Origin of the sequence: Arthrobacter sp. ISL-30 (assembly GCF_018613855.1) — a bacterium.
Lineage (GTDB): Bacteria > Actinomycetota > Actinomycetes > Actinomycetales > Micrococcaceae > Arthrobacter.
Window position 1 is genome coordinate 1 of the sequence record NZ_JAGGPK010000034.1, and the last position, 26,244, is coordinate 26,244.

A 26,244-nucleotide genomic window follows, 5' to 3' on the forward strand; every position below is an offset into this window, starting at 1 on the left:
GCTCCGGGCAAACCTCGGCGCAGGCCAGGGCGAATCCGCTGCAGAAGCAGCCAACAAGCTCTAAGTTCTTCTATGGGCACCCCTGCCTCGCCATAGGCGTGTCGGGGGTGCCCTTCTCCTTTAATGCTTGGATCACCGACGTGGCCCTCCAATGAAGTGTCGAGGAAAGTCACCGATGGTCATCCAGACCCGTCTAGGATCAAAGTGGAGGGCAAACAGGACTCGTCGGTTTCTGTGGCGCTTTCCATTGTTAGGACGCGAGGTTTGGATCATGGTCCCAGTAAACAATCGGGAAAAGGACGCTGACGGACAGGGCGGGGGCGTACAGTCCGTCGACCGCGCCCTCCAGATACTGGAGATTCTCGCCAGGGACGGTCATGCCGGCGTCAGTGAGATTGCCGAAGAAATGGGCGTGCACAAATCCACGGTCTTTCGGCTGCTCGGGTCACTTGTCAGCAGGGAAATAGTCCGACAGAACAACGACCGCGGAAAATACCAGCTGGGCTTCGGCATCCTGCGGCTCGCCAGTTCCATCCCTGGTCGCCTGAGCCTGGTGCACGAGGCCCGGCCGATTCTGGAGAGCCTCGCAGACCAATATAAGGAGACCGTCAATCTGGCGGTTCTGCGATCCAACTACGCGGTCAATGTTGACCAGGCGATGGGCCCATCAAGCTTGGCGACCTATGATTGGGTTGGCAGCCTTACGCCGCTGCACGCGACATCCAGTGGCAAGGTCCTGCTGGCCGCCCTCTCGGCGGACGAGCGAGAGCTCGTCATAAAGAAGACCGGCCTATCGGCGCGAACGTCGCGCACTGTGACCAACCGCGCCACTCTGGAGAACCAATTACTGGACATCTCCCGTTACGGCTTTGCCGTTGTGCACGAGGAATTTGAAATCGGGCTGACGGCTGTCGCAGCTCCAGTCTTCAACCATTTGGGAAACGTCATTGGTGCCGTCAGCATCTCCGGCCCGGCCTTCCGATTCGATCCCGAGGGCTCTCCTGGGCTGATCGAGGACCTCCAGGATGCCGGGCTGCGCATCAGCGAGAAAATGGGCTACACGCGCCGGTGACCCCGCGCCCGGAAAGGCACAGGGTCACCGCTGATTCAAGTTTCGGAACCGTCGAGAAAACTATGAGGGTACGACGTCTCCGACCTTCTCCTGGACCCAGTCGTGGAAGGCGCCGATGTGGTGCTCGCTCGGCACCAGCACACCGCCCTTGGCGTAGACCTTCGAACCCATGGCGGGCTGGCAGCGTTCGCAGGCGTCGAAGTCCTGCTGGTTGACGCGGTGGAACAGTTCCACCGAGGCGCTAACGTCCTTGCCGCTCTCCACCACGCTGGGAACATACAGCCAATCGCATTCGACAATCGTGTGGTCCGCGGCCATGGGGAACATGCGGTGGATGATCACGTGGTCCGGAACCAGGTTCACGAACACTGTGGGCTTGATGGTGATGGCATAGTACCGGCGGTCCTGGTCCTCGCTCACGCCGGGGATCAGGTCCAGCCCTTCAGAGCCGTCAACCGTGAAGCCCTTGATGTCCTCGCCGAACTCGGCGCCGTGGCCGACGAAGTACTGCGCGGCCAGGCCGTCGGCGAACTCCGGCAGGACCTCTGTCAATTCCGGGTGGATCGTGGCGCAGTGGTAGCACTCCATGAAGTTCTCAATAATGAGCTTCCAGTTGGCCTTCACGTCGTAGCGGATGCGCCGCCCAAGGCTGAGGTTCGCGACGTCGTAACCCTCAATGGCGCGCAGGTCGCCGAGGCGCTCCTCGATGGCGCCCATGACTTCTTCCTCGAACGACGGCGGCTCATCGGCCAGGCAGACCCAGACGTAGCCGAGGTATTCGCGGATGTGGACCTTGACCAGGCCGTACTCGTCCCGGTCGATATCCGGCATCTTGGTCAGGTTGGGCGCGGCGATGAGCTTGCCCTCGAAGTCGTACGTCCAGGCGTGGTACGGGCACTGGAACGAGCGGGCGGCTTCGCCCTGTTCCTCCATGCAGAGCTTCACGCCGCGGTGGCGGCAGATGTTGTAGAAAGCACGGATGCCACCCTTGCGCGTCCGGGAAATCAGGACGCTCTCACGGCCTACCTGCACGGTCCGCCAGGCACCGGGCTTGTCCAGGTCGGCAGAACGGATGGCGCAAAACCACATCTGCTCGAAAATGCGCTCCTGCTCGGCCCGAAACACGGCCTCATCCACATAGGTATATCCCGGCAGTGTAGGGATCAGGCTCGGGGTGGTTACCTCAGCGGTCAATGTTCCTCCTCAGAACGGCACTGGAAGTGCGGACATAGCTTGCTATGTGGTCAAACATTGGGTTTGGGATGTTTGGGTAAGTTATTGGGCGACGACGGTCAGAGTGGCGGGGTCCTGCGATGGTGTCTGCAGAGCGAGACTGCGTCGCCATTTGGTGAATAGCCGGGGCTGGTTCATGCCTAGAACGGCCACCGGAACATCTCCGCGGTAGTACACGGCCAGGAAGCTGTGCTCCAACGGCTCTCCCGCCTCGATCTCCAAGCGGTCATACCCGCTCGAGTGTCCGGCGAACTGGATCTTCACGCCGTGCTGATTGGACCAGAAGTAGTGCGGCTTCAGCGGCTGGCGCGGGGCGCCGTCGTCGAGCAGTGCTTGAACAGCCAGCGCGGCACGTTCCAGGGCGCCGGTCCAGTTTTCAACGCGTCGGTGTGCACCCACCCCTTCATCAAACCAGGCAGCGCAGTCACCCACTGCCACGATTCCCGGCACACTAGTACGCCCCATGGCGTCGCAGAGAACACCTCCCTGAAGCTCCACACCCGAGCCCTCAAGCCATTCGATGTTGGGTTCGGCTCCGATGCCGACCACCACAACGTCAGTGGCCAGCTCACGGCCATCCGCCAGACTCAGTCCGGTCACATTGCCTTCGCTGCTGTGGAATTCATTAATGACGGCTCCGGAGATCAGTTCCACTCCGTTAGCGGCATGAAGCTTAGCCACAACGGCCCCCATGTCCTCACCCAGCTGGGCAGTGAAGGGAACAGGGGTGTTGTTGAGCATGGTGACCTCCATGCCACGCGAGGCCGCGGCGGAAGCAACCTCTGCCCCGATAAAGCCGGCACCGATGACCGTCATACGGCCGTCCGGAACAAGATGCCTGGCAAGGCCCTGGGCATCGGCCATAGTGCGCAGAGAAAAAACATTGTCCAGATCAGCAAGAGCCGGGAGCTGGCGGGCGCGGGCTCCCGTGGCGATGACAACGCCATCGGCGGTGATGGTCTGGCCGTCCTGAAGTCGAATGGCATGGGTAGCTGCATGGAGTCCGACGGCTCCACCTCCGAGAAGCCATTCAGCATGAAGCCCATCATCTTGCGTCTCAAGGTAGAGATCTTCAGCCGTGATGGCGCCGAGGAGAAAATCCTTCGACAATGGCGGCCGATCATAAGGACGGTGCTGTTCACCGCCAATGATGACCAACCGTCCCGAGAAGCCCTGAGCGCGGGCTGCCCGGGCTGCCGAAAGTCCGGCCAGCGAGGCTCCCACGACCGCAAGCGTCTGCATAAATCAACTCACTTCTAAAGTCGCTTGATACGCAACAAGAATCGCTATAAGCAACAGCGTGACGCAAGGCACGTTCAGTGTCAAGGTTGGGGAAACTATGCGAAAAGTCCTTGACAACGGGTGTGAGCTGGCGCACGCTGTTGCTTATAACGAACTCTGTTGATTCTTGCGAAACGAACCCAGCCGCTATTCGAGCCACCATTCGCGAATCTCTCTTCCCCCCGAATGAAAAAGAGGTGCGAACATGCACAAAGCCTGCCCGCTCAGTGAACTCGCTCCCGGGGAGGCATTTCGGCTTGACACAGCACCACCAATCGCCGTCTTCCACACCGAAGAGGGCAAGCTCTTCGCCATCGACGACACGTGTACCCACCAGGATGCCTCTCTTGCCGACGGCTATGTGGAGGAGTGTTGGGTCGAGTGCCCGCTCCACGCATCCAGGTTCAATCTGCGTACAGGATCCGTGGACGCACCCCCGGCCAAACTGCCTGTCCGCGTACACGAAGTCAAGGTTGTTGACGGCGAAATCATGGTTATCGAGTCAGAGGATACCCCCAACCTTCCTCCAGGCCTGACCCCCCAAGGCCATATCTAAGGCCAGCCCATGACTCGCCAAGCAAAGGACCCGCTCATGGCTCTCAATAGTGAAGTCAAACCCCCCAAGCCCGAAAAAGATTCTGCTGACGAGAGGTCAGCAGAATTCGCCCAGGCCGCTGATCCTGCCCCTCCAGAGACACCTGAAGCGGCAATCGTCGTTTCAGGAACGGAGACTGAAGCCGCAGTCCTCGTACCGGAGGATGGAGGAGCAGCCAATCTGCCCGATACAGAAGAATACGAACAGATCCTCCAGGAGCTGCGGCAAACAAAAACAGAACAGGCAGTTTCGGAACACCGGAACCGCAAGCTCAATCTCGACAAGACGATCTTTGGGATCACGGGCGTCATCGCCATCGCCTTCGTGATCTGGGGATTCCTCGGCAGCGACAGCCTGTCCACCACGTCCAAGGACGCCCTGAACTGGGTCATGGAGTACACCGGATGGCTCTTCATGGTCCTGGCTTCGCTCTTCGTGATTTTTGTCCTGTGGGTGGCCCTCGGCAAGTTCGGCAACATCCCGCTGGGCAAGGACGGCGAGAAGCCCGAGTTCCGCACTATCTCGTGGGTCGCCATGATGTTCGCCGCGGGCATGGGCATCGGGCTCATGTTCTACGGCGTAGCCGAACCGCTTTACCACTACATTTCGCCCCCGCCGGGTACTGTGGACGGCCGGACCCCTGCAGCCATCCAAACGGCCATGGCCACCTCCATCTTCCACTGGACGCTACACCCCTGGGCCATGTACGCCGTGGTGGGCATCGCCATGGCCTACGGAACCTACCGCCTTGGCCGCAGGCAGCTGATTTCCGCCGCCTTCACATCACTGTTTGGCATCAGGACTGTCGAAGGACCGATCGGGAAGTTCATCAACATCCTGGCCATCTTCGCCACCCTTTTCGGAACCGCCGCGTCCCTGGGCCTTGGCGCCCTGCAAATCGGCAGCGGCATGACCTCTAACGGCTGGGTCGGAGAAATGGGCACCCCCGTGCTCGTGGTCATCGTCGCCATCCTGACCTCCTGCTTCGTGGCCTCCGCCGTCTCCGGCATCAGCCGCGGCATCCAGTGGCTCTCCAACATCAACATGGTCCTGGCAGTCATCCTGGCCATCATCGTCTTCGTGGCCGGCCCCACCCTCTTCATCCTCAACCTGATCCCTTCAGCGGTCGGCGACTACGCCCGCGACCTGGCCGAGATGTCTTCGCGTACCGAAGCCGTCGGCGACGAAGCCCTGCGCACCTGGATGTCCGGGTGGACCATCTTCTACTGGGCCTGGTGGATTTCCTGGACGCCGTTCGTAGGCATGTTCATCGCCCGCATCAGCCGCGGCCGCACCATCCGCCAGCTCGTCACCGGCGTCCTGCTGGTGCCCAGCATCGTCAGCGTGATCTGGTTCGCCATCTTCGGCGGAACTGCCTTCCATGTCCAGCAGGAAGCCGACAAGTCAAATACCCCCGGCTTGGTCACCATGACCAACGGGAGCCCGTCCATTAACTTCGACGGAGCACTCTTCGACCTGGTCAAGAATCTGTCCATGCCATCCTGGCTGACCGCAGCGGTCATCGTGCTTGCCATGGTGCTGGTCGCGATCTTCTTCGTCACGGGCGCCGACGCGGCTTCCATCGTGATGGGTTCGCTCAGTTCCAACGGCACTGAGGAACCCCGACGGGGAGTGGTCATCTTTTGGGGAACCCTCACGGGCGCGGTAGCGGCAGTCATGCTCCTGGCAGGCGGGGACCAACCCTCGGAAGCACTCTCGGGCCTCCAACGCATCACCATCGTCGCAGCACTGCCGTTCGTGATCGTCATGCTGCTGCTCTGCTTCGCGATCGCTAAGGACCTGCGCCGCGACCCGCTGTCCCTGCGACGACGGCTGGCCACGTCCGTCGTCGAACGTGCGATCCGCACCGGCGTCGAACAACACGGCGGCGTCCAATTCGACCTCGTGACCAGGCACGAATGCGACGAACGATGTGCAGAAGACGAACGGTGCTCAGAAGAGGAGCCGCCTCGAGGCGGCGATAAGAGCTCACCAACGAACGGCTCGTAAGTTGCGTCCTGACCTCGGTAGTAAAGCACCGAGGTCAGGATCCGCTGCTTCACTTGTTCAGCCGGCCGATCCGCCAGCTGAACATGGTCTCAGCAAGATGAAGCAGTGATGGTTCTTCCCCTCCTTTACCGAATAACCTGGCAGGCCGTCTTCGGCCGGGCCACCGAAAGGCCAAGACATGATCCACTCCCAGGAGCAAGAAAAAATTCTTCGCGTTTCAAGCGAAGGAGGCGATTCAGTGACTCTTCAACTCGAATCGTCCACTCCCGTTACTGTGCGCCTGCAGATCGATGGCGGATGCACATGCAATGACAGCGCTTCTGCCGTAAACCGCCCCGGATCGTATGTCTATAGCGACCCAAATGCGCGGCAGAGCTAGCCAGCCGCAGTGCCGCGACTCTCGCGAAGACTGAATCCTTGAGTGTTCAGTTGGGCATACCGGTGCCCCGCAGTAAAGTTAACGGACAAGGACTGCCGGCACCACCACGCCGGCCTTCAGGGCTTCCATCCGGGCTGCTGGACCGCTTCGGCCGCCAGGCCACCGACATGAGGCTCTCCGTCACGGACAAATGCAACCTTCGGTGCACGTACTGCATGCCTGCGGAAGGCCTGAAATGGTTGCCAAAACAGGCGGTCATGACAGCCGATGAAATCGTGAGGATCGTCGGCATCGGCGTTGACCTCTTGGGTGTGCGGGAACTACGGCTCACCGGAGGGGAGCCCCTGGTGCGCACAGACCTCATAGACATCATTGGCGCCCTGCGCGAGCGCCACCCTGATCTCCCGATCTCTATTACCACCAACGGCGTCGGGCTGGACAATAAAGCCCACGCACTCAAGGAGGCCGGGCTCACCCGGATCAATGTCTCGCTCGACTCCCTGCATGAGGAGACCTTTGCGAAACTGACCCGGCGTCCGTTCTTGGACAAAGTGCTGGCCGGCGTCGACGCAGCCCAGGCCGCCGGCCTCGGTCCGATCAAAATCAACGCCGTCCTCATGCGTGGCATCAATGACACGGAAGCGGCGGGACTGTTGGCGTGGGCCCTTCAACGTAGCCACGAGTTGCGTTTTATCGAGCAGATGCCGCTGGACGCCGATCACGGCTGGAGCCGGCGTGCCATGATCACCGCTGCCGAGATCCGCGAACTCCTGTCAAAGGAATGCTTCCTGGGGCCCGATCCCCGCACACGTGACGGAGCGCCCGCCGAACGGTTCCAAGTGCGCCAGCGGGATCCTGCCGGCAGCGAAGCTGCGGGACCTGTGCTCGGCACGGTGGGGATCATCGCCTCCGTCACGGAGCCCTTCTGCTCGGACTGCCGGAGGACACGCATCACGGCCGAGGGCAAGATCATGAGCTGCCTGTTTTCCCGCGAGGAGTTCGACCTCTTGGGACTCCTGCGGCAGGGCGCGGACGACGACGATCTGGCACGCCGCTGGCAGGACGCCATGTGGGTCAAGCCCAGGGCACATGGTATGGACCACACCGGCTGGGAGCCGAAGACTTTGTCCAGCCAGAACGCAGCATGAGCGCTAGGAGGATAAAGAATGTGCTCGTACGATATTTTGCCGCCGCACGTGCCGCCCTCGGCGTCGATGAGGAACGCCACGACCTCGATGAGGGCACAACCTTGGAGGCACTGTTGACCGCCATACTGGCCGTCGAACGCTCCGAACCGCCCGCAGGTACTCCCCCACTGGCGGGATCATCACGAGAAGCAGCTTCCTTCGCAACGAGGTGGCCGTCCATAAGCGCTCAGCCACCCTCAGCCCGGAAGACGTCGTCGACATCTTGCCGCCGTTTGCAGGGGTTGAGTCCTTCGCCTAGCGGAACGAGCAGCCAGCCGGATGCGGGGTGAACAGAGGTCTATCCCCCTGAAAGAGGTACGTTGGCTCATGAAAGATGCCCGTATAGCTGCAATTGTTGCCTCAGTGGAAACCTCCGGAAGGCGTTTCGTTGCCTCAAATGACCGGGGCCATCAGTTTCCGGGTGGTGCGGGACATCGACTGAGAAGCACGCTGTGTCCGTGCCCCTGTCGGCCTGGCTAAGGGCCGGTTCTCGATGCCAGGGCTACTGTTGCTTCCTGATGGACATTGAAAATGAGGTCACCGCGGCTATGATCGCAGAGTTGCTCCGCGAACAGCACCCCGACCTGGCCGACTTGTGCGCCGAACAGCGCAATGTAGCCGTAGTAGGAGGGCGGAGTACCCCGGACCGTCCTCCATATCGATCTGGGGATGTGTTCCCGGCTTTTGGTAGTCACCCGGCCTGCTGTCCGGAAGACGTCGGCGAGTCCAGAAAGGTCGTCACTACCTCCCGCACGAGGCCGGTCCTCGCCAGCCCGAAGAAATGTGTTGTGCCGGGAAACACTGCCAGCTGTGATGCGGGCACGCCTTCAAAGTCGCCGTTCACATCTCCCCCGCGCAGCCGGAGGAACTGCACCGCATGCTCGAGCTTGACCATGTCGCAATCGCCGACAGTGATCAGTGTCGGGGCAGCGATGCCGCGGATCTCGTCATCACTCCACCCACTGAAGCCAGCATCGTAGCGCCCGAGCTTGTCCAACAACCCCTGCAGATGCTCCCGATCCGGGTGCGGCGACACAGCCAGATAACGCTGTTCCATTGGAGTACCGGCGATCATGTCCACGGTCATAGCGCCGACCGCTTCCGCCTTCCCGCCCCGGTCACCATCAGATCGGAACGACACCGACGAGACGATGAGTTTGCGGACAAGTTCGGGACGGTTGACCGCAAGGTGCAGTGCGACCGCGCCGCCTACGCTGTACCCGAATACATCGACCTCGCCAACGTCCAGATACGCAAGGAGTCCTACGACATCGGAGGCCAGGTCACGGCTGTTCAGCGGACGGTCGACGTCGTTGGTCCGACCGTGACCTTGGAAGTCCGTGGCGATGACCCTGCGACCTGCCGACAAGTCCGGGATTAATGCGCCAAATTGCTGCTCGATATCAAACAGCCCGCCATGCAGAAGCAACAGCGGCGTGCCGCCGGCACCATGCAGCTCGTAGTACATCTGCAATCCGTTGACCGGGGGGTACCCGGTTTCGGGAGCTTCCGTCGCTCGCCCATGCATCTGCACGTCCTCCGCTTCGTTTCGCGCCATCCTAGTCCGGATGCGCTACCGGCGGCAGGGTCATTCTTGCGGACGAATCAGATCTGCTGCGAAAAGGTCGCCCAGCCACAGGACGAGGAGGTTCTTACCGAGGAAGGATTCCTGGCGAAGAAGACTCAGCCGCTCGGCCTTGGCAACGCGGACATATCACCCTGATTGCTCTCCACAAGATCAAGTGCTCGGATCGTGCCGATACTCCTGCAGGGGAGGAGGACATAAACACCATGAAAAGTGGTACGAGCCGCACGCCTCATCAGACTTGCAATGGCACGACGACGGGTTCGAGGTCAGGCGTAGACGCCTTTGCTGTGTGACGCCGAAGGAGGGCGCCGCTATCCCTGGCTGATGTCGATGCCAGTGATCGGCGCACCCGCACGCTCGTATGCAAGCGAGATCGCGCCCTTCGGGAATGCCTGCGGCGGCTGCGCGAACCGGAACGCCGCAGGAACGCCCGTGCCGTCGGCGAACAGCCGCTTGCCCGTTCCGAGGGTGAGCGGGTAGAGGAAAAGGTTCAGCCGGTCGACGAGATCGGCCTCGAGCAGCGACCGTGCCAGGTGGCCGCTGCCGATGAGGTGAATGTCGTCGAACAGGTCCTTCAGCGCGGCCACCTCCGCGACATTCGACAGCACCCTGGTGCCCTCCCAAGCCGGGTCGGTCAGGGAGCGCGACACGACGAACTTCGGCAGGGCGTCGAACCTCACCGCGATCGGGTCGTCCTCACCCCGGGTGGGCCAGAACGCCGCGAAGATGTCATAGGTTTTGCGCCCCAGCAGCAGTGCGTCCATCCGGTTGATGCCGGCGCCTATCACCTCGCCGGTCTCGTCGTCGAAATACGCCCCCTGCCAGCCGCCGAACTCAAAGCCGCCCTCACGGTCCTCGTTCGGGCCGCCCGGCGCCTGGTACACGCCGTCGAGGGTGATGAACAGGTCGACGGAGAGGATTCCCATGGTGTGCTCCTTCACGTGAACGGTGACCGGATGCCGCCTGTACCGGTGCATCGGATCGGGATGGCTCGGAATCGACATCGCTGCGTGCCACACTAGCGACGAACGCATGGCAGGTCGAGAGATGGACGCGGGCTGGAGATCTTGTGCCGTGCTGGGATCTATCACCGGTAACGCATCGCCAACGCACAGGGCCTTGCTAGGGTGGCGGCGTCATGCTCGTGGTCACCTTTCACCCGACGCTCAGGATCGGTGAACCTCCGCCGCTGACCAGGACCTATAGTGCTCTGCCAGCCTCGCCAGTCCGTCATCAAGCGAGACGGCGGGCGTCCAGTTGAGGAGTTGACGGGTCTCGCGCTGGTCGAACCAGTGGCCAGTGGAGAGTTGTTCTGCAAGGAACCTGGTCATCGGCGGCTCCTCTTTCCGCCCGGCCCAGGTCCAGAGCTTCTCCACCACGGCTCCCGCCGCCCGTGCCACCCCACCCGGCAAAGTCCACGACGGCGCGGGAACGCCCCCTGCAGCGCATATGCCCGCGAGCAGCTCGCCTACCGGGCGGGGCTCGCCGTTGCTCACGACCAGGGCCCTGCCATGGATGTGTTCCATGCGGTGCAGCGCTGCGACGATGGCCGAGGCGGCGTTGTCCACGTAGGTGGTGTCGATCAGGGCCCCGCCGGCGTCGAGCAGCGGCAGGCGCCTCCGGCTGGCGCGTGCCAGGACGCGTTCAACCAGTTGGGTGTCGCCCGGTCCCCAGACGATGTGCGGACGCACCGCTGCGACCCTGAATTCCGGGGCGTCTGCTGCCAGCGCAAGCAACTCCGCCTCGGCCTTGGTGCGGGAGTAGTCGCCGTGCGCATGCTCCGGGTCAGCCGGCTCTGCGCCCAGCCCGGCGATGGCGGCGCCGGAGTTGGCCACGGACGGGGAGGAGACGAACACCACGTCCCGTACCCCGGCCGCACGGGCGGAACGGAGCAGACGGCGGGTCCCTTCGACGTTCACCTCGTCGAACTCCGCGGCAGGGCCCGTGAAAGAAACCTTCGCGGCCAGGTGGATGATTCCTTCTGCGCCCTGGACTGCTCCCCGGACCGCTGCATCGTCCGTAACGGGCCCGCAGAAGTCCGTCGCGCCGTCGACTCCTGACGGATGGCGCTGGAACGTAGCCACGGCATGGCCCTCGCGGACCAGCAGCCGTGCCACTTCCCGCCCAAGCAGCCCGCTTGCGCCGGTGACGAGGACCCTCATGGGTCTCCCGGGCGGCCGCCGGCCAGCACCCGTGAAGCCCAGCGGGACAGGCGGGTCCTGTCGATCTTGGCGTTGTGCCGGATGTCGGTGGGCTGTGCGGGGACTGCGAGCACAGCAGAGACATTGACGCCAGCCTCAAGGGCCGCCTTGCGGACACGCCCGGCGAGCTGCGGCGCGGCAGGGCCGGCTTTGCGGGTGGGAGGTACGGTCTCGACGACGGCGACGACCGCTTGCGTCCCTGCCGGGCCGACCCCGGCGATGGCGGCCATCCGGACGCAGTCCAGGCGTTCGATAGCCTGTTCGGCTCCCACGGGGGTCACCACAGCCCCGGGTGCCGTCACGACATGGGCGAGACGTCCCTCCACCCAAAGCCGGCCGGCGCCGTCGAAGTGCCCCACGTCGCCGGTGCGGTGCCATCCCGGCAAGCTGGTGCTCTCCCGCTGGGTCAGCCAGAGCCTGTCGTAAGTTTCCTTGACGTGCGCGGCGCTGACCAGGATCTCGCCGGTCACGCCAGCCTCGGTCACAGGATGGGAACCGGGTGCGGTACCATCTGCTGCCAGTGGGACGACAGCCACGCGGACGCCATGCACGGGGGTCCCCACGCAGACGCCATTGCCTGCTCCCGCCACGGTGCCGGCGGCACTTTCGGCAGCGGCCGCCTGGATTTGTTCGAAGCTGATATCGGTGACCGGCAGCGCCTCAGTCATCCCGTACGGGGTATGCAGCGAGGCCTGGGGCAGCAGCCGCTGCAGCTCCGCCAGCAGCGGTTCCGGGATGGGCGCGCCAGCAGACAGAAGCAACTCGATGCCTTGTAGGGCTTTATGCCCTGCGCCGCTCACGCCATCCCGGGTGACGAGGACGTTGCGTAACGCCGCTGGCGAGGCGAAGACCACGGTAGCGTCTATGGCCGCGGCGGCGTCCGCCAAGGCGCGGGCCGTCAAGGTGCGGGGTGAAGTGACGTCCATAGCTGGCGTCACCGAAACCGCTCCGAGCGCCGGCCCCAGCAAGGCGAACGGGGCGAAACCCGCCACCAGTCGGGCACCGGACCGGATCCCGAAAGTTTCGGCCACCGTATCCCGCATCGCGGCCAGCTGCCGGTGCGTGTAGAGCACGCCCTTGGCAGGACCGGTGGAGCCGGACGTGAAGAGAACTGCGGCTGGGGCAGTTGGGTCCACAGGATGCGTTGGCTGGTCCTCGCCGACCCCGGCACCGCGCCTGGCCAGGACATCAAGGGAGATTTCTACGCCCAGGATCCGGCGGCGGGCGGCCGGGAGATCCCGCACGCTGATCCGCCGTCCCGGCCAGCCGAGTACCGAGGCAGCCGCCAACGCCTTGTCGATTCCGATGAGGAAATCTGGTGTGGTACCTTTCACGGCGCGGCTCAGGCCGCGGGTTCCCAGCCCGGCGTCGGCCACGACCACCACGGCCCCCAGCCGCAGACAGGCGTAGAGGGCTACGGTCAGGTCCACTCCGGGCGGAACCATCAGGCTCACCCGGCTGCCGGGCCCTACTCCGGCTTCCCGCAGCCCCGCGGCGACGTCCACGATGGTCTTCTGCAGCTGCTGCCAGCTGAGCGGGCGGGCGGCCGTGCCGTCCGGCGCCATTTCCGCGATGGCCGTGTCTCCTCCCGCTGGCCCTGCCGCCTGCTCGCCGAGCAGGTCCCAAAGGGGCCGGAATCCCGCCGGCTCCCGCTCGGTCCCATTCTTCAGCCCCTGGCTACCGGTCGGTGTGGCTTCGACTGTCGGGGAATCGCTTCCGTTGGCACCGCCGTGCACGGCGAGCCACTCGAAGACAGGTCTGGCAATGTTTCGGTCTTCCGCCACGAGATGGCCGGCGCCTTCGAAGCGGTGCACGTCCGCGTGCGGAAGCCGGCTGGTGAGGTCCTTGAGGTACCGGTCGGAAAAGATGGGATCCCGGGGACCCCAGAGCATCAGGGCCGGGACCTTCAGCTCGCGCAACCCTTCCGCTACGCGGTTGAGCGCCGGGAAGCTGGGATGGGAAGCGTCGGCGGGAATATCCGCAACAAAGTTTCCCACCCCGGCCCGACGGCGGGCTCCGCGGTAGGGGGCCATGTAGGCCTTCCGGATGTCGGCGGGCAGCGGCGGGTTTGCCAGCGAGTGTGTCACCCGCAGAAACGCGTCTGACGTCGTCGTGCCCCACGGGTGCACGGCGGGGTGCAAGGCGATACGGAGGGCTGGCGGGATTGCCGAATCGGAGGGCTGGTGGACGGCTGTGTTAGTCAGCACCACCCCGGTGACGTGCTGCGGGTGCGCCAAGGCCCAGCCCAGGCTGATCACGCCGCCCCAGTCGTGACCCACTGTAACGACCGGCCCGTCCAGACCGAGTGCGTCCGTAAGGTCGCCCAAGTCGTTGATCCTGTCCGCCAAGCGCCGGAATGTGCCGGTGCGCTCCGAGTAGCCCATGTCCAGTTGGTCCACCGCCACAACGCGCCACGGATGTGCCGGGTCGGAGCCGGCGGCCAGCAGCGACCGCCACAGATATGACCAGGTTGGGTTGCCATGCACGCACAGCAGGGTACCTGCGGGAGCGGGCCCATGGTGCGAGAGCTGGGCACCGTTGTCCAACAGGTGCCAGCGGCGCACAGTGCCTGGCGCATCGACGGCCGACGTGGACCATACGTCGATTGTCCGGGACCATTCCGGGTCGAACCCGGGCCAGCTGGTGGCTACCAAACGATTTCCACCATGCCCGTGTTCAGCCCGGAACCAACACCCATGCACAGGACCCGGTCCCCGGAGGTAAGTGATTGCGCCTCGGCTGCAAGTGTCATGGGGAGCGAGGCAGGACCCACGTTGCCCCAGTACGGGAACGTGATCGGAACCTTGTCCGGGTCCAGACCAATGGCATCAATGATCGCCTGAGTATAAGCATTGCTGACTTGATGCGTGACATAGCGGTCCATGGCGGCCCAGTCCCACTCTGGCTGGGCTTCGTGCCAGGCATCGACGACGAGTTGAAGGCCGCCGTCGAGCAGGCCCTTCGTGTCGGTGGCCATGCCGTCGATACCTCCCACGCACAATTCGTGATGTTCGGTGCCGGCACGCATCACGCCGCCGACCATCCGGTGCGCCCCGGGGTGCTCGTCCGCGAGGCCCAGGACCGCTGCGGCAGCCCCGGATCCAAGCGTGAGCGTGGCGAACTCCCTGCTGAAGTCCTCACGCGTAGTCTCGGGCCGCTGTAGTCGTGCCAGCGTGGCTTCCTGGGCGACCTGGGAGTCCTCGCCGTTGACGATTACCGCGTACCTGATCTGGCCGGAGTCGATCATGTTGGCCGCCAGGATCAAGCCGTTCACGAATCCCAGGCAGGCGTTGGCCAGATCGAAGTTCATCGCCGACGACGGCAGGCCGAGTCCGTGGTGGATCTTCACCGCGACGGACGGTTCAAGATTGCGCCGCGTGACCGAGGTGTTGATCAGCAGGCCGATTTCGGACGCTTCGACGCCGGCCTCGGCCAAGGCCTTCGCGCCGGCTTCGATTGCAGCATCATCGAACGATGTCCCGGCCGCCCACCAGCGGCGGTGCGTGATGCCCGCAACGCGCTCAAGCAGCCGAGGCGGGAATTTCAGTCGCTGCAGGGTCGAAGCCAACCTGCGGTCGAAATCCGTGGAACTCACAATCCTCGGAGCCTCGACACTGCTCACCGAAAGCAGCGCCGTGTTGCTGTGCCGGAAGGTTGCATTCCCTGCCAAGTCAAGCCCCTGTTCATTTCCGTCCTGCATTCATGCGGTGACTCTACCTACAAGCGCAAGCCCAAGAACTTAACTATGCCTGTGCGAGCCCGGATCCTGCATATTTTCCAACCGTGGCGCCACGTTGATTCCGCAACACTTTTGCCCCGGAAATGGGCGCTCACGTCCATGAGAGCGGGCCGCCACGCCCTTGTCGGACGTTTCGAGAGATGGTTGGCTGTGCCCATGACAGAGCAACCCAGCGCAGAGAACCTGCCATCGGACGAGCACCTGCAAGAAGACATTTCAGCAGTTTCCGGCGAGGCGAAAAAAGCAGAACATCACTTCAACCCGAGCCTTACCAATGCCGGCCAGCAGGTAGCAGGTCTGGCCTCCCCTACGAACTACGGCGAAGAATCAGACCCCGACTCCGCGGATGATTCCAACAACCCCATCTAACCCCCGGGCCCTTCCCGCTACAGCTGCATACAGCTTGACGGGGCATTGGTGCCAGGTGAGATAGCCAGGACGCGAAGGCCCGTGCCGCGGGCTTCTTCGCACAGCGATTCAGTGAAGCTCAGGACGAACGCTTTCGACGCGCCGTAGACACTCAGGGCCGTAGACAGTCAGGTACGGCGCCGGCCTGAAACCGAGCAGGCTGGCCACGTTGATCAGGACCAGCCGTGCGGCACTTCCCACGTTGTACTGCTTCACTTCCCACGTTGTACTCTGAGAGCTAGGGCTTGGAGGCCCTGCTTGTCGTGCGGGGGAAAGAGGGGCGGCCATGTCAGTGACTATCCGTGATGTTGCAAGGGTGAGCGGTTATTCGATCAAGACGGTCTCAAACGTCATCAATGGACATCCGCAGCTGCGTCCTGAAACCAGGCAGCGTGTTCAGGACGCCATCGACCAGTTGGGCTATCGGCCCAATCTCTCTGCGCGCAACCTCCGGTCCGGCCGGTCAGGGGTCATCGGCCTGATCATTCCCGATCTCACGACGGCGTATTTCGCGGAGCTCGCCGATGCCGTCATGCGTGCGGCTGCGGCAAGAGGCCTCGCGGTGCTGATTGAACCGATCGGCAGTGGCAGGGAAAACGAGCTCGCAGCGCTGCGCGGGCAGCACCGCCATATGGTTGATGGCGTCATCTACAGCTCCCTCACACTGGGCGCTCCTGACGCCGAGCTGTTAAAGAGCGTCGATACCCCTCTGGTGGTGCTCGGGGACACGTCCTTCAATGGCCAGGTGGATCGCATAACTATGGCAAACGTGGCAGGCGCCCGCGCCGGAACGGAACATTTGCTGGCCTCTGGCCGACGTCGCGTATTGGCCCTGGCGGCTCATGAGGGAGACATCGTCGCATCCGCAGAGCTTCGGCTGGCCGGGTACAGGCAGGCCATTGAGGCAGCCGGAGCCAGGTTTGACCCGGAACTCGTTTACTACGCCGATTCATGGCATAGGCGCGGAGGAGCGGCTGCGATGCGGAAGCTGCTGGAGGATGGACTGTCCTTCGACGCGATTTTCGCCTTCAATGACACTTTGGCCCTTGGCGCCATGCACGTCCTGCAGGGGGCAGGTTTCCGGATACCCAAGGACGTCGCGATTGTGGGCTTCGATGACTTGGACGAAACCCGATACTCCCTACCGGCGCTTTCAACAATCAACCCTCACAGGGATGAGATTGCAAAGGCCGCCGTCGACACCTTGCTGCGCCGCATCGAAGGTGGTATCGAGCTGGAAACGCACGAAATCGAAACGGGCTTCTCCCTTGAAATCCGTGATTCATCTGGCCCATCTGCAGAGGGCACAGGTGCCGCAAACACGGCAGCCTGAGAAAAATCTTTTAGGGTCTTGACCGCCCGGAGATCTGGCATCATCCTTGATACAACGTTTACGTACAACGTTTACCTAAACGCTTGTAGCAGGTTCAGGGACACGGAAGTCCCACTTCACTGAAAGGGCCGACATGAAAAAGTCGCTCACAATTTTCGCGGCTATTGCGGCCGCGACGCTGTCCCTGGCCGCCTGCTCCGGGGCAGGTGCAGGTTCCGAAAACAAGGGTTCCAAAGCCGAACTCACGTTCTGGCACGGTTACACAGAGGCCGATGGCAAGGTCCTGAACAAGATCGTGGACGATTTCAACGCCTCCCAGAACGAAGTCAGCATCAAGGTCCAGATCAATCCGTGGTCGGTCATCGATGACACACTGCTTCCGGCCTTGTCCTCCGGCAAAGGTCCGGACATCGTGGCCATGCCGGCTGAACGCCTGCCGGTCTATGCCGACAAGGGCGCCTTTGTGGAGCTCGATGACTTTTATAGGGACCCCACCAGCAACCTGGACAAACTGGCCCCGGCTGCCGTGGAAATGGAAACGGTCAACGGGCACAAGTACGGTGTCCCGTCCGGGTTTGTGCCGCTGGCAATGTTCTACAACAAGACGCTGTTCGCTCAGGCCGGTATCACGACGCCCCCGGCTACTTGGGATGAATGGATTGCCACAGCCAAGAAACTCACCGTCGACGCCGACAATGACGGTATCCCCGAACAGTTCGGCCTGGGCCTGCCGGACCACGCCACGGTGGCGAACGGCGTCTGGCCCTCGCTGTTCTATGGCAATGGCGGTGACATCGTGAAGGATGGCAAGGCTGTGGTGGACTCCCCGGAAAATGCGCGAACCCTGAAGACCTGGGTTGACGCCGTTCGCAACGACAAGATCTCGCCAACTGGGCTGGATGGCATCGCCGGGGACAAGCTGTTTAGCAGCGGCAAGGCCGCGATGTACCTGGGAGGCCCGTGGATGTCCTCCATCGCACAGGAAAGCAAGATCGACTTTGGCATCGCCGCGGTCCCCGCCGGGCCAAAGGCGCAGGCGGCCTCCGCAATCGGCATTTCCATGGCCGTCACGCAGCAGAAGGATGATTCCAAAGCAGCAGCAGCCCGGAAGTTCTTCTCCTACTTCATGCAGAAAGAGCAGGCAACGGCCTGGTCCCTCGGCTCGGGATGGCCGCCGCTTCGCACGGACATCCCTGCCGGCGCTGTCGCATCCAACCCAGTGGTCGAAGCCCTGACAAAGCAGGCGGAGTTCGGACGTCCGCTGCTGCCCGGCGTGGTGAACAGCACCGACGTACTCACCGCGGTGGACAAGCTCACCCAGCGGGCAGTAGCCGGGGAGAACATCAAGGACCTGCTCAGTGAAACGCAGGCCTCGGTCCAAAAGGTCTTGGACACAAAGTAACCGGCAAAGCCAACTGACATCGCATAACCCCTACGGACGCGGCACCCGGTGCCGCGTCCCGGCGGAAAGAAACTCATGAGCACCACAATAAACAAGAAAAATCTCCAGTCACCGCGATACCGTGCTCCAGCAGCCATCGGGGGACGGCGCAACCCGGCGATCGGCCAGCGCCGCAAGAATTTCCAGGCGCTGGGGTTCCTCGTGCCGGCCCTCCTGATCCTGGGCGCGTTCACTGCCTGGCCCATGATCTCGGCCCTGCGGCTGTCCTTCACGGACGCCAGCGGCTTTGGCAAAGAAGAGTGGGTCGGCTTCGAAAACTACGCCCGAATCTTCACCGATCCTGTCATCCTCAACGCGGTCGCCAACACCGCCCTCTACGCCCTCTTATTCACGCCGACGGCCGTGGCGCTTGCCCTGGTACTTGCTCTGCTGCTGAACGACCCCCGCCTGCCGTTCCGTGGCTTCTTTCGGACCGCCCTGTTCCTGCCGTTCATCATTAGCCTGGCCGTCGCGGCTATCGCATGGACCTATCTGATCGATCCGCAGGTTGGACTGCTGAACTATTGGCTCAGCTCCGCCGGGATCCGCCTCGGTAATGTCCTGCAAGACCCCATCCTTGCAATGCCGGCCGTGGCATTTGTGGCTGTCTGGAAAAGTTTCGGCTTCTATATGGTGATCTTCCTCGCCGGACTGCAGGAAATCCCCGGATCCCTGTACGAAGCGGCGCGCGTGGACGGAGCCGGCGCCTGGACCAGATTCCGCCACGTGACCATGCCGATGCTGTCCAACACAACGGCGTTCGTACTGATCTTCGCCCTGATCGCCGCCCTCCAGGCCTTCGACCAGATCTACGTCATGACAGGCGGCGGCCCCTACGGGCACACCGAAACGGTCGTGATGCAGATCTACTCCGCCGGATTCCGCAAGCTCGACGTCGGATTCGCCTCGGCGCTGTCCTACGTACTGCTCGCTGCCACGCTGCTCCTGAGCGTTATCCAGTTCGTTTTCTTCGGAAAACGTGAACGGGAAGGTGAGTGATGTCCACAACATTCCCCCCACAGACTCTCAACTCTGCCGCCAGGGCACGAACCACCAAGCGTCCCGACAGGCGATCAGTTCTAAACAAGGCTCTGGTAGTCACACTGCTGGCCATCGCCACTGCCGTGATCCTGCTCCCGATCGCTATCATCGCTTTCACCGCGTTCAAGCCGGCCACCGAAGTCAACGCCTTTCCACCCACCCTGATACCAGCCCAATGGACACTGGATAACTTTGCCCGGATTTTTCAGGAGCTGCCATTCCTCCGACTGATCGCCAACAGCTTCATCTTTGCCGGCGGCGTAACTCTGTTTGCGCTCTTGTTCGATTCCCTGGCCGCCTATGCCCTGGCCCGAATAGATTTCACGGGCAAGCGCTTCCTATTGATCGCGATCATCGCCAGCCTCATGATCCCGTTCCAGGCCACCCTCGTGCCTGTCTATCAACTGGCCAGCGACCTCGGATGGGTCAACACCTTTGCAGCCTTGATCGTCCCCCGGGCTGCGGATGCGTTCGGGATCTTCTTCCTGCGGCAGTTCTTCCTTTCCCTTCCCCGGGACCTGGACAACGCAGCACGTATCGATGGCGCTTCTGAATGGCGCGTCTACTGGAACATCATCCTGCCCAACGCCATGCCGGCCATCCTGACTCTCGGCGTCTTTGTGTTCGTGAACAACTGGAACGATCTGCTCTGGCCGCTGATTTTCACGACGGATAAGGACATGGGAACCCTGACCTCAGGGCTGACCCTCCTGACCGGACCTGGCGGCATCGTGCCGTATGGCGTGATGATGGCAGGCGCCCTGGTTGCCATCCTGCCCCTCATGGCCGTCTTTATGTTTGTCCAGCGCCGCTTCATCGAAAGCGTCGCCACCACCGGATTGAAGTGAGGAAAAGATTGAACTGGTATGAAGACGGACGCCTGCATTTTGGCCTCGGCATTGAAGACACCTTCATTCCCCAGGAACGCGCCGGAGAGCGCTCCCTGGACGAATACGAACTGACTCAGCACTACAGGTTCTGGCACCAGGACCTGGGACTTGCCAAGGAGGCCGGCGGAGAATTCCTCCGCTGGGGCGTCCCCTGGTACCGGATCAACCCCGAGCCAGGAGTATGGAAATGGGACTGGCTGGACAAGGTCATGGACCGGTTCAGCGAACTACAGCTCCGCCCGCTGGTGGACCTCATGCACTACGGCACCCCCACCTGGCTGGATAACCAGTTCCTGAACTCCAGCTACCCCGAACGCGTCGCTGACTACTCAGCCCGCGTCGCGGCCAGGTACGCGGACACGGTGGTCGACTACACTCCGGTCAACGAGCCGATGATCCACACACTGTTTTCAGGCAAGTTCGCCCACTGGCCCCCCTATCTCTCGGGCGACGACGGACTGGTGGCGCTGGTACGGAACCTGTCCAAAGGATTCGTGCTGGCTCAACAGAACATCGCCGAGGTCCTGGGCGACCGTGCCATCTTCACCCACGTGGACGCCGGCTTCCGCTTTGTCAGTGACTCCCCCACAGACGAACATGCCGAAGAAATCCGTCATCTGAAGGCCCGCTCCTACCTTGTGGAGGATCTGGTCACCGGCAAGGTGGACGCCGCCCACGAGCTCGCCCCCTGGCTCGCCCTGCATGGCATGACCGATCATGACCTGACCTGGCACCATGACAACGTCGTGAAGCCCGATGTCATGGGGGTGAACTACTACCCCCTTCACTCCACGGAGCTCCTTGAAAGCGGCAGACCTGTTCGTGGCGACATCACCGATCCCCGCGCCCTCCGCAACGACTGGACGGGAGGTCTGGCGGACGTCCTGACCACCTACGCAGAGCGCTATGGAGCTCCTGTAGCGCTCACCGAGACCTGCCTCACGGGATCTGTGGAGCGGCGCATCGCATGGCTGGACGCCTCAGTCGATTGCGTCAAGCGGCTGCGGGCTGATGGGCAGAACATTGTTGGCTACACATGGTGGCCTGTCACCGACATGTACGAATGGACCTACCGTTACGGCACTGACCCCCTGGAGAACTACCGGCTGACCATGGGCCTGTGGGACCTCGTCCCGGACGAAATCGGCACTCTCCACCGGGTCAAGAACCCCGCAGCTAACAGGTACCTGCACCACGCCACCGCCAGCATTCCCGGCCTCTCGGCTGCAGTGAACCAAGCACCCGCCTATACCCCAGACCAAGAAGGAAGCCCGTGGCAACTGCACGTCTGACCCTCGACCCCCGGCGACGCATCGGGCCCATCAACCGCAGGATGTTTGGCTCCTTCGTGGAGCACCTCGGACGCTGCGTCTATGACGGAATCTATGAACCAGGCCACGAAGACGCAGACGCCGCCGGATTCCGCAACGATGTCAAGGAACTCATCAAGGAACTTGGAATCAGCACTGTCCGTTACCCCGGCGGCAACTTCGTTTCAGGCTTCAAATGGGAAGACAGCGTGGGCCCTGTGGAACATCGCCCCAAACGACTCGACCTCGCGTGGCACTCCACCGAAACCAACGAAGTCGGACTCCACGAATTCGCATCCTGGCTTGAGGAAGTCGGCGGCGAACTCATGCTTGCCGTGAACCTTGGAACCCGCGGAACCCAGGAAGCCCTGGAACTGCTTGAATACTGCAACCTTCCGTTTGGAACGGCCCTTGCCCAAGAACGTGCGTTGAACAGGCGGGACAAGCCCTTCGACATCAAAATGTGGTGCCTGGGCAACGAAATGGACGGACCCTGGCAGATCGGCCACCGCAGCGCTGACGACTACGGCAAGCTCGCCTCCCAAACGGCGAAAGCCATGCGCCAGCTTGACCCCTCCATCGAGCTGGTGGCCTGCGGCTCCTCCAGTGCCGACATGCCCACCTTCGGTGAATGGGAACGCGTGGTGCTCGGGCACACCTACGACGACGTCGACTACATCTCCTGCCACGCCTACTACGAAATTAAGGACGGGGACCTTGGCAGCTTCCTTGCTTCGGCAGCCAATATGGACCGCTTCATCGATTCCGTCACCGCAACCGCCGACCACATCAGAGCAGTCAGGGGCAGCAACAAAACCCTGAACATTTCCTTCGATGAATGGAACGTCTGGTACAACGAACGCTTCGAAAAGGTCGACAAGATCACCGGAATCGACAATTGGCCTATCGCCCCGCGCCTGTTGGAAGACACCTACACCGTCGTTGACGCCGTCGTCGTCGGGAACCTCCTGATCTCGCTGCTCAACCACGCGGACCGGGTCACCTCGGCATCCCTGGCACAGCTCGTCAACGTCATCGCTCCCATCATGACCGAACCTGGCGGACCTTCCTGGAAACAGACCACGTTCTTCCCGTTCGCGCTGACCTCAAACAATGCCCACGGTCTCGCATTGGACACAGGAATCGAAAGCGACACCTACGACACTTCTGCCCACGGCACGGTTCGGACAGTCGACGCGGCCGCGACCTACAATCCCGAGGACGGGACGGCGTCGGTGTTCCTCGTCAACCGCAGCACGGACCAGCCTTCCACCATCACCATCGACACCGGCCACCTCGGCGAGGTGCGGATCGTGGACGCCCGGACCCTCACAGACCCCGACGTGTACGCCAGCAACACCCTGAGCCAGCGTGACCGGGTCCGGCTACAACCCTTGGAATCCCTCGAGGAGCACAAAGGCTCGATCACGGTCACGTTGCCGCCTGTCGCTTGGGCGGCTGTGCTCCTGGAAACAACACCACGCCCGTAGCTCTGAAAATTGCTGCCGGTTCAGTGGTCAACGGCGCGGTCGCCCAGCAGTACACCGCCGGCGGGCTTCACCTGCCAGCAACGGAAGCTGGTACGCGAAGGCATCCAATAGCGACAAAAGGGAACGGCCCTGTCCGGAACCACCGGACAGGTGGCTTTCTCTTGCTCTGACCAGGGTCGGACGGCGGTCACCCGCTGGGGCCGTCGCTGACCGCCGTCGGAACGCCGCCAGGAGAGCACGATCCTGCTGGTCCTGATCGTATTCCCCGGCATGCTTCCGGCGAGTCGAGGTGCCGGCTCCAGCGGATGAACGTGTTGTCTTGAGGGATCGGCATGCGGGACTTTCGGCTGCGGAAGCACTGCAGGCTGTGCTACACAGGTCATGTGACCGCCCCGTCGTTAGCTCTGCTTCCGAGCCCGCTGCTTGGTCCGGCCGTGTGGCAGCCAGTGGCCGACGTCCTTACCGACAATGGCTGGCAGACTGTGACATGCGCTGCTCCGACGCGGCTGGGCACAGGACAAGATGTTCTCGACGCCTTCCTCGCCGCGCTGCCGACAGATCGGAACCTTGTCCTGGTACCGCACAGCAACGCCGGCGCGTACGTTCCTGCACTGATGCAGCATCGGCCAGTGGTCGCCGCCATCTTCGTCGACGCCGACCTCCCGCCAGCACGCGGTCGCGTCCCGCTTGCTCCACCAGCGTTTCTCGACCTCCTGCGCGACAAGGCGGACGGCAAGGGCCTGCTCCCTATGTGGAGCAACTGGTGGGACGAGGCGGAAACGGCAGCATTGTTCCCTGACACCGATACGCGCGCACGAGTCGAGCGAGAGCAGCATCGGCTGCCCCTGTCCTACTTCGAGGGATCGCTGCCGGTCCCGGCAGGCTGGGACGAGCGTCCAGGAGCGTATCTGGCCTTCGGTGACACCTACGGCCGCGAACGGGACGAGGCCGAACGGCGACACTGGCCGGTCAGCACCCTGCCAGGCCAACACCTTCATCTGCTCAACGACCCAGCCCAGGTCTCCGCCAAACTGGTTGACCTGATGAGCCGGCTCGGCATCAGCCAGAGTGCGGGCTAGTCAAACGCGAACTATCAGCGTCGACGTCTTAGGATGATCGCCCTGGGCGGCAGAAGGCTGGCGGGCACACCCTCGGTCCGGCGTGCTCCCCCTGACCCAGGCTGTCGCGCAAGCACGGCTTCGCCCTCCGGAACCCTCAAACGTCACCTCCATCTCGATTCCCTGATCCATCACGTATCAGTGTGCAGGGCAAGAGCGGGTAGTTCCACAGTGATGTTGATCCCGCCAGCAGAGCGCGGGGTGAGGGTGAGTGTTCCGTCGTGTGCGTGAGTGATGGTTTTGACGATTGCCAGGCCGAGGCCGACGCCTGCGGTGTCGGTGTGTACGCGCTCGGTACCGCGCTGGAATGGTTCGGTGAGCATCGCGGCCAGCTCTGGTGTGAGCTTCTCGCCGGTGTTTTCGACAGTGAGCACCGCAGTCTTGGGGCGGACACTGGTATTGACCCACACGGTGCCCTGTTCAGGCAGGTTGTGGACGATCGCGTTGTGCACGAGGTTGGTGGTCAGCTGCAGCAGGAGCGCTTGCGATCCGATCGTAGGGGCGATGTCACTGCGGGTCTTGATGGCGACGCCAAGCTTTTAGGCCAGGGGGAGGAGTGTTTCGGTGGCTTCTTCGGCGATGAGGGACAGGTCGACGTGTTCCCGGGTGAAGGACCGTTGGTCGGCGCGGCTGAGCAGGAGCAATGCTTCGGTGAGGTCGATCGCTCGGGTGTTGACGGTGTGGAGGCGTTTGATGAGTTCTCCGGTGTCTCTGTTCGGGTCCTTGCGGGCAACGTCGAGAAGTGTCTGCGTGATCGCCAGTGGGGTGCGCAGTTCGTGCGAGGCGTTCGCTGCGAATCTCTGTTGTTCTGCGACGTGCGCCTCGAGCCGTGCGAGCATCGTATCGAAGGCGTCGGCGAGTTCGCGGAACTCGTCTTTACGGCCTTCCAACTGGATCCGCTGGGAGAGCGATCCGTTTGCGGCCATCCGGGTGGCGTCCGTGATGCGTACCAGCGGGGCGAGCATGCGGCCGGCGAGAATCCATCCTCCCAGCAGACCGAATACCAGCAGGAACGCCATCACTGCGGCCGCCGAGGTAGCGACAGAGCGCAGAAGGTCGGAGCGGACCAGCACCCCCGAGGGGCTGTTTCCCACCTCGGGCTGGTATCGCAGGACCAACACCCACACGAGGGCGAAGAACAGGGCACCTGCGAGCATCAGGAACCCGGCGTAGCTGAGGGTGAGTTTGAAGCGAACGCTCAACCCAGGCGCTCTATCCACCGTCGCCTCCCCCGACTCCGGCGTCTGCTCCTGTGTCGATGCAGTAGCCGACGCCAGCCACGGTGGCGATGATCCAGGGTTCGCCGAGACGCTTGCGCAGTGCCGAGATGGTGATGCGCACGGCGTTGGTGAACGGATCGGCGTTCTCATCCCACGCGCGTTCCAGGAGTTCCTCAGCGCTGACGAGCCCGCCTTCGACGGCGACGAGGACTTCGAACACTGCGAACTGCTTCCTGGTCAGCGCGACGCAGCGGCCGTCCCGGTAGACCTCTCTGCGGAACGGGTCCAGCCGCAGACCTGCGATCTCTCGCACGGGAGGCCTGTTGTGGGCACGTCTGCGGTCGAGTGCTCTGAGCCTGAGTACGAGTTCTTGGAGTTCGAAAGGTTTAGTGAGGTAGTCATCGGCGCCGAGTTCGAACCCGGAGGCCTTGTCGTCCAGACGGTCGGCCGCAGTGAGCATGAGAATAGGCAAACCGCTACCGGAGGCGACGATGCGTTTGGCGATCTCGTCACCGGAAGGTCCGGGGACATCGCGCTCGAGGACGGCGATGTCGTAGGCGTTGATGCGCAGCAGTTCCAGAGCGCTGTCGCCGTCACCCGCGGTGTCGGCCGCGATCGCTTCCAGGCGTAGGCCATCGCGGATGGCTTCTGCGATATAGGGTTCGTCCTCAACAATCAACACACGCATACTATCGATGCTACGAGCTG

Annotated in this window: 23 protein-coding genes and 2 pseudogenes; 13 read left to right on the forward strand and 12 right to left on the reverse strand. The window is 62.7% G+C overall.

The window, feature by feature from the left end:
* Window positions 1-271: 271 nt before the first annotated feature.
* A complete protein-coding gene (locus J7E82_RS14175; protein WP_214863714.1) occupies window positions 272-1,072 on the forward strand; it encodes an IclR family transcriptional regulator in 801 nt (266 codons plus the stop codon).
* 60 nt (window positions 1,073-1,132) lie between these two features.
* Here J7E82_RS14175 and J7E82_RS14180 read toward each other — a convergent pair whose 3' ends face one another.
* Both J7E82_RS14180 and J7E82_RS14185 read right to left on the reverse strand, forming a co-directional pair.
* The gene (locus J7E82_RS14180; RefSeq protein ID WP_214863716.1) at window positions 1,133-2,266 is read right to left on the reverse strand and encodes an aromatic ring-hydroxylating dioxygenase subunit alpha; all 1,134 of its coding nucleotides are present in this window, start codon (window positions 2,264-2,266) and stop codon (window positions 1,133-1,135) included.
* 81 nt (window positions 2,267-2,347) lie between these two features.
* Window positions 2,348-3,547, reverse strand: a complete 1,200-nt coding sequence (locus tag J7E82_RS14185; protein ID WP_214863718.1) for an NAD(P)/FAD-dependent oxidoreductase — start codon at window positions 3,545-3,547, stop codon at window positions 2,348-2,350.
* A 244-nt stretch (window positions 3,548-3,791) separates the two neighbouring features.
* Between J7E82_RS14185 and J7E82_RS14190 the strand changes: the two genes are divergently transcribed.
* The 4 genes and pseudogenes from J7E82_RS14190 to J7E82_RS20765 all read left to right on the forward strand — a co-directional run bounded on the left by J7E82_RS14190 (window position 3,792) and on the right by J7E82_RS20765 (window position 8,016).
* Window positions 3,792-4,142 (forward strand): bifunctional 3-phenylpropionate/cinnamic acid dioxygenase ferredoxin subunit, encoded by a 351-nt coding sequence (locus J7E82_RS14190; protein ID WP_214863719.1) that lies wholly within the window; start codon window positions 3,792-3,794, stop codon window positions 4,140-4,142.
* A gap of 36 nt (window positions 4,143-4,178) precedes the next feature.
* Window positions 4,179-6,191, forward strand: coding sequence for a BCCT family transporter (locus tag J7E82_RS14195; RefSeq protein ID WP_214863721.1), 2,013 nt, complete (start codon window positions 4,179-4,181; stop codon window positions 6,189-6,191).
* Between the two features lie 417 nt (window positions 6,192-6,608).
* A pseudogene (gene moaA, locus J7E82_RS14200) lies at window positions 6,609-7,723 on the forward strand (GTP 3',8-cyclase MoaA); the annotation flags it as partial.
* Between the two features lie 15 nt (window positions 7,724-7,738).
* Window positions 7,739-8,016: pseudogene (locus J7E82_RS20765) on the forward strand (MoaD/ThiS family protein).
* A gap of 432 nt (window positions 8,017-8,448) precedes the next feature.
* On the opposite strand, the gene J7E82_RS14205 reads toward J7E82_RS20765, so the two are convergent.
* The 5 genes from J7E82_RS14205 to J7E82_RS14225 form a co-directional block, all read right to left on the reverse strand.
* Window positions 8,449-9,225, reverse strand: coding sequence for an alpha/beta fold hydrolase (locus tag J7E82_RS14205; protein WP_251041905.1), 777 nt, complete (start codon window positions 9,223-9,225; stop codon window positions 8,449-8,451).
* 431 nt (window positions 9,226-9,656) lie between these two features.
* A complete protein-coding gene (locus J7E82_RS14210; protein WP_214863723.1) occupies window positions 9,657-10,271 on the reverse strand; it encodes a dihydrofolate reductase family protein in 615 nt (204 codons plus the stop codon).
* 240 nt (window positions 10,272-10,511) lie between these two features.
* The gene (locus J7E82_RS14215) at window positions 10,512-11,507 is read right to left on the reverse strand and encodes an NAD(P)-dependent oxidoreductase (protein WP_214863725.1); all 996 of its coding nucleotides are present in this window, start codon (window positions 11,505-11,507) and stop codon (window positions 10,512-10,514) included.
* Window positions 11,504-14,200 carry an alpha/beta fold hydrolase gene (locus J7E82_RS14220; RefSeq protein WP_214863727.1) on the reverse strand — a complete coding sequence of 899 codons (2,697 nt, stop codon included), beginning with the start codon at window positions 14,198-14,200 and terminating at the stop codon, window positions 11,504-11,506. The genes J7E82_RS14215 and J7E82_RS14220 overlap by 4 nt, the downstream gene beginning before the upstream one ends.
* Window positions 14,194-15,246 (reverse strand): 3-oxoacyl-ACP synthase III, encoded by a 1,053-nt coding sequence (locus J7E82_RS14225; protein WP_214863729.1) that lies wholly within the window; start codon window positions 15,244-15,246, stop codon window positions 14,194-14,196. The genes J7E82_RS14220 and J7E82_RS14225 overlap by 7 nt, the downstream gene beginning before the upstream one ends.
* 195 nt (window positions 15,247-15,441) lie before the next feature.
* Here J7E82_RS14225 and J7E82_RS14230 point away from each other — a divergent pair, with 195 nt between their 5' ends.
* Window positions 15,442-15,654 carry a hypothetical protein gene (locus J7E82_RS14230; RefSeq protein WP_214863731.1) on the forward strand — a complete coding sequence of 71 codons (213 nt, stop codon included), beginning with the start codon at window positions 15,442-15,444 and terminating at the stop codon, window positions 15,652-15,654.
* Between the two features lie 17 nt (window positions 15,655-15,671).
* Here J7E82_RS14230 and J7E82_RS21325 read toward each other — a convergent pair whose 3' ends face one another.
* Together J7E82_RS21325 and J7E82_RS20770 are read right to left on the reverse strand one after the other, a co-directional pair.
* On the reverse strand, window positions 15,672-15,821 hold the full coding sequence (locus tag J7E82_RS21325; RefSeq protein ID WP_374223620.1) for an SDR family NAD(P)-dependent oxidoreductase: 150 nt from the start codon (window positions 15,819-15,821) through the stop codon (window positions 15,672-15,674).
* The gene (locus J7E82_RS20770; RefSeq protein WP_251041906.1) at window positions 15,763-15,909 is read right to left on the reverse strand and encodes a hypothetical protein; all 147 of its coding nucleotides are present in this window, start codon (window positions 15,907-15,909) and stop codon (window positions 15,763-15,765) included. Before J7E82_RS20770 ends, J7E82_RS21325 begins: the two co-directional genes overlap by 59 nt.
* A gap of 70 nt (window positions 15,910-15,979) precedes the next feature.
* Between J7E82_RS20770 and J7E82_RS14240 the strand changes: the two genes are divergently transcribed.
* The 7 genes from J7E82_RS14240 to J7E82_RS14270 all read left to right on the forward strand — a co-directional run bounded on the left by J7E82_RS14240 (window position 15,980) and on the right by J7E82_RS14270 (window position 24,277).
* On the forward strand, window positions 15,980-17,026 hold the full coding sequence (locus J7E82_RS14240; RefSeq protein ID WP_214863732.1) for a LacI family DNA-binding transcriptional regulator: 1,047 nt from the start codon (window positions 15,980-15,982) through the stop codon (window positions 17,024-17,026).
* Between the two features lie 133 nt (window positions 17,027-17,159).
* The gene (locus J7E82_RS14245; RefSeq protein WP_214863734.1) at window positions 17,160-18,428 is read left to right on the forward strand and encodes an ABC transporter substrate-binding protein; all 1,269 of its coding nucleotides are present in this window, start codon (window positions 17,160-17,162) and stop codon (window positions 18,426-18,428) included.
* A gap of 75 nt (window positions 18,429-18,503) precedes the next feature.
* Window positions 18,504-19,466 (forward strand): carbohydrate ABC transporter permease, encoded by a 963-nt coding sequence (locus tag J7E82_RS14250; protein WP_214863736.1) that lies wholly within the window; start codon window positions 18,504-18,506, stop codon window positions 19,464-19,466.
* Complete coding sequence (locus J7E82_RS14255; RefSeq protein ID WP_214863738.1) at window positions 19,466-20,356, forward strand: carbohydrate ABC transporter permease; 891 nt, start codon at window positions 19,466-19,468, stop codon at window positions 20,354-20,356. Before J7E82_RS14250 ends, J7E82_RS14255 begins: the two co-directional genes overlap by 1 nt.
* An 8-nt stretch (window positions 20,357-20,364) precedes the next feature.
* A complete protein-coding gene (locus tag J7E82_RS14260; protein ID WP_214863740.1) occupies window positions 20,365-21,690 on the forward strand; it encodes a family 1 glycosylhydrolase in 1,326 nt (441 codons plus the stop codon).
* On the forward strand, window positions 21,672-23,198 hold the full coding sequence (locus J7E82_RS14265) for an alpha-N-arabinofuranosidase (protein WP_214863742.1): 1,527 nt from the start codon (window positions 21,672-21,674) through the stop codon (window positions 23,196-23,198). The genes J7E82_RS14260 and J7E82_RS14265 overlap by 19 nt, the downstream gene beginning before the upstream one ends.
* Window positions 23,199-23,581: 383 nt before the next feature.
* The gene (locus J7E82_RS14270; RefSeq protein ID WP_214863744.1) at window positions 23,582-24,277 is read left to right on the forward strand and encodes a hypothetical protein; all 696 of its coding nucleotides are present in this window, start codon (window positions 23,582-23,584) and stop codon (window positions 24,275-24,277) included.
* A 170-nt stretch (window positions 24,278-24,447) separates the two neighbouring features.
* On the opposite strand, the gene J7E82_RS21250 is transcribed toward J7E82_RS14270, so the two are convergent.
* The 3 genes from J7E82_RS21250 to J7E82_RS14280 are packed head-to-tail and all read right to left on the reverse strand — an operon-like array spanning window position 24,448 to window position 26,224.
* Entirely contained in the window at window positions 24,448-24,840 is a 393-nt protein-coding gene (locus J7E82_RS21250) for an ATP-binding protein (RefSeq protein WP_308113844.1), read from the reverse strand.
* A 15-nt stretch (window positions 24,841-24,855) separates the two neighbouring features.
* Window positions 24,856-25,518, reverse strand: coding sequence for a HAMP domain-containing sensor histidine kinase (locus tag J7E82_RS21255; protein ID WP_308113841.1), 663 nt, complete (start codon window positions 25,516-25,518; stop codon window positions 24,856-24,858).
* Between the two features lie 10 nt (window positions 25,519-25,528).
* Entirely contained in the window at window positions 25,529-26,224 is a 696-nt protein-coding gene (locus J7E82_RS14280) for a response regulator transcription factor (protein ID WP_214863746.1), read from the reverse strand.
* Window positions 26,225-26,244: the final 20 nt, after the last annotated feature.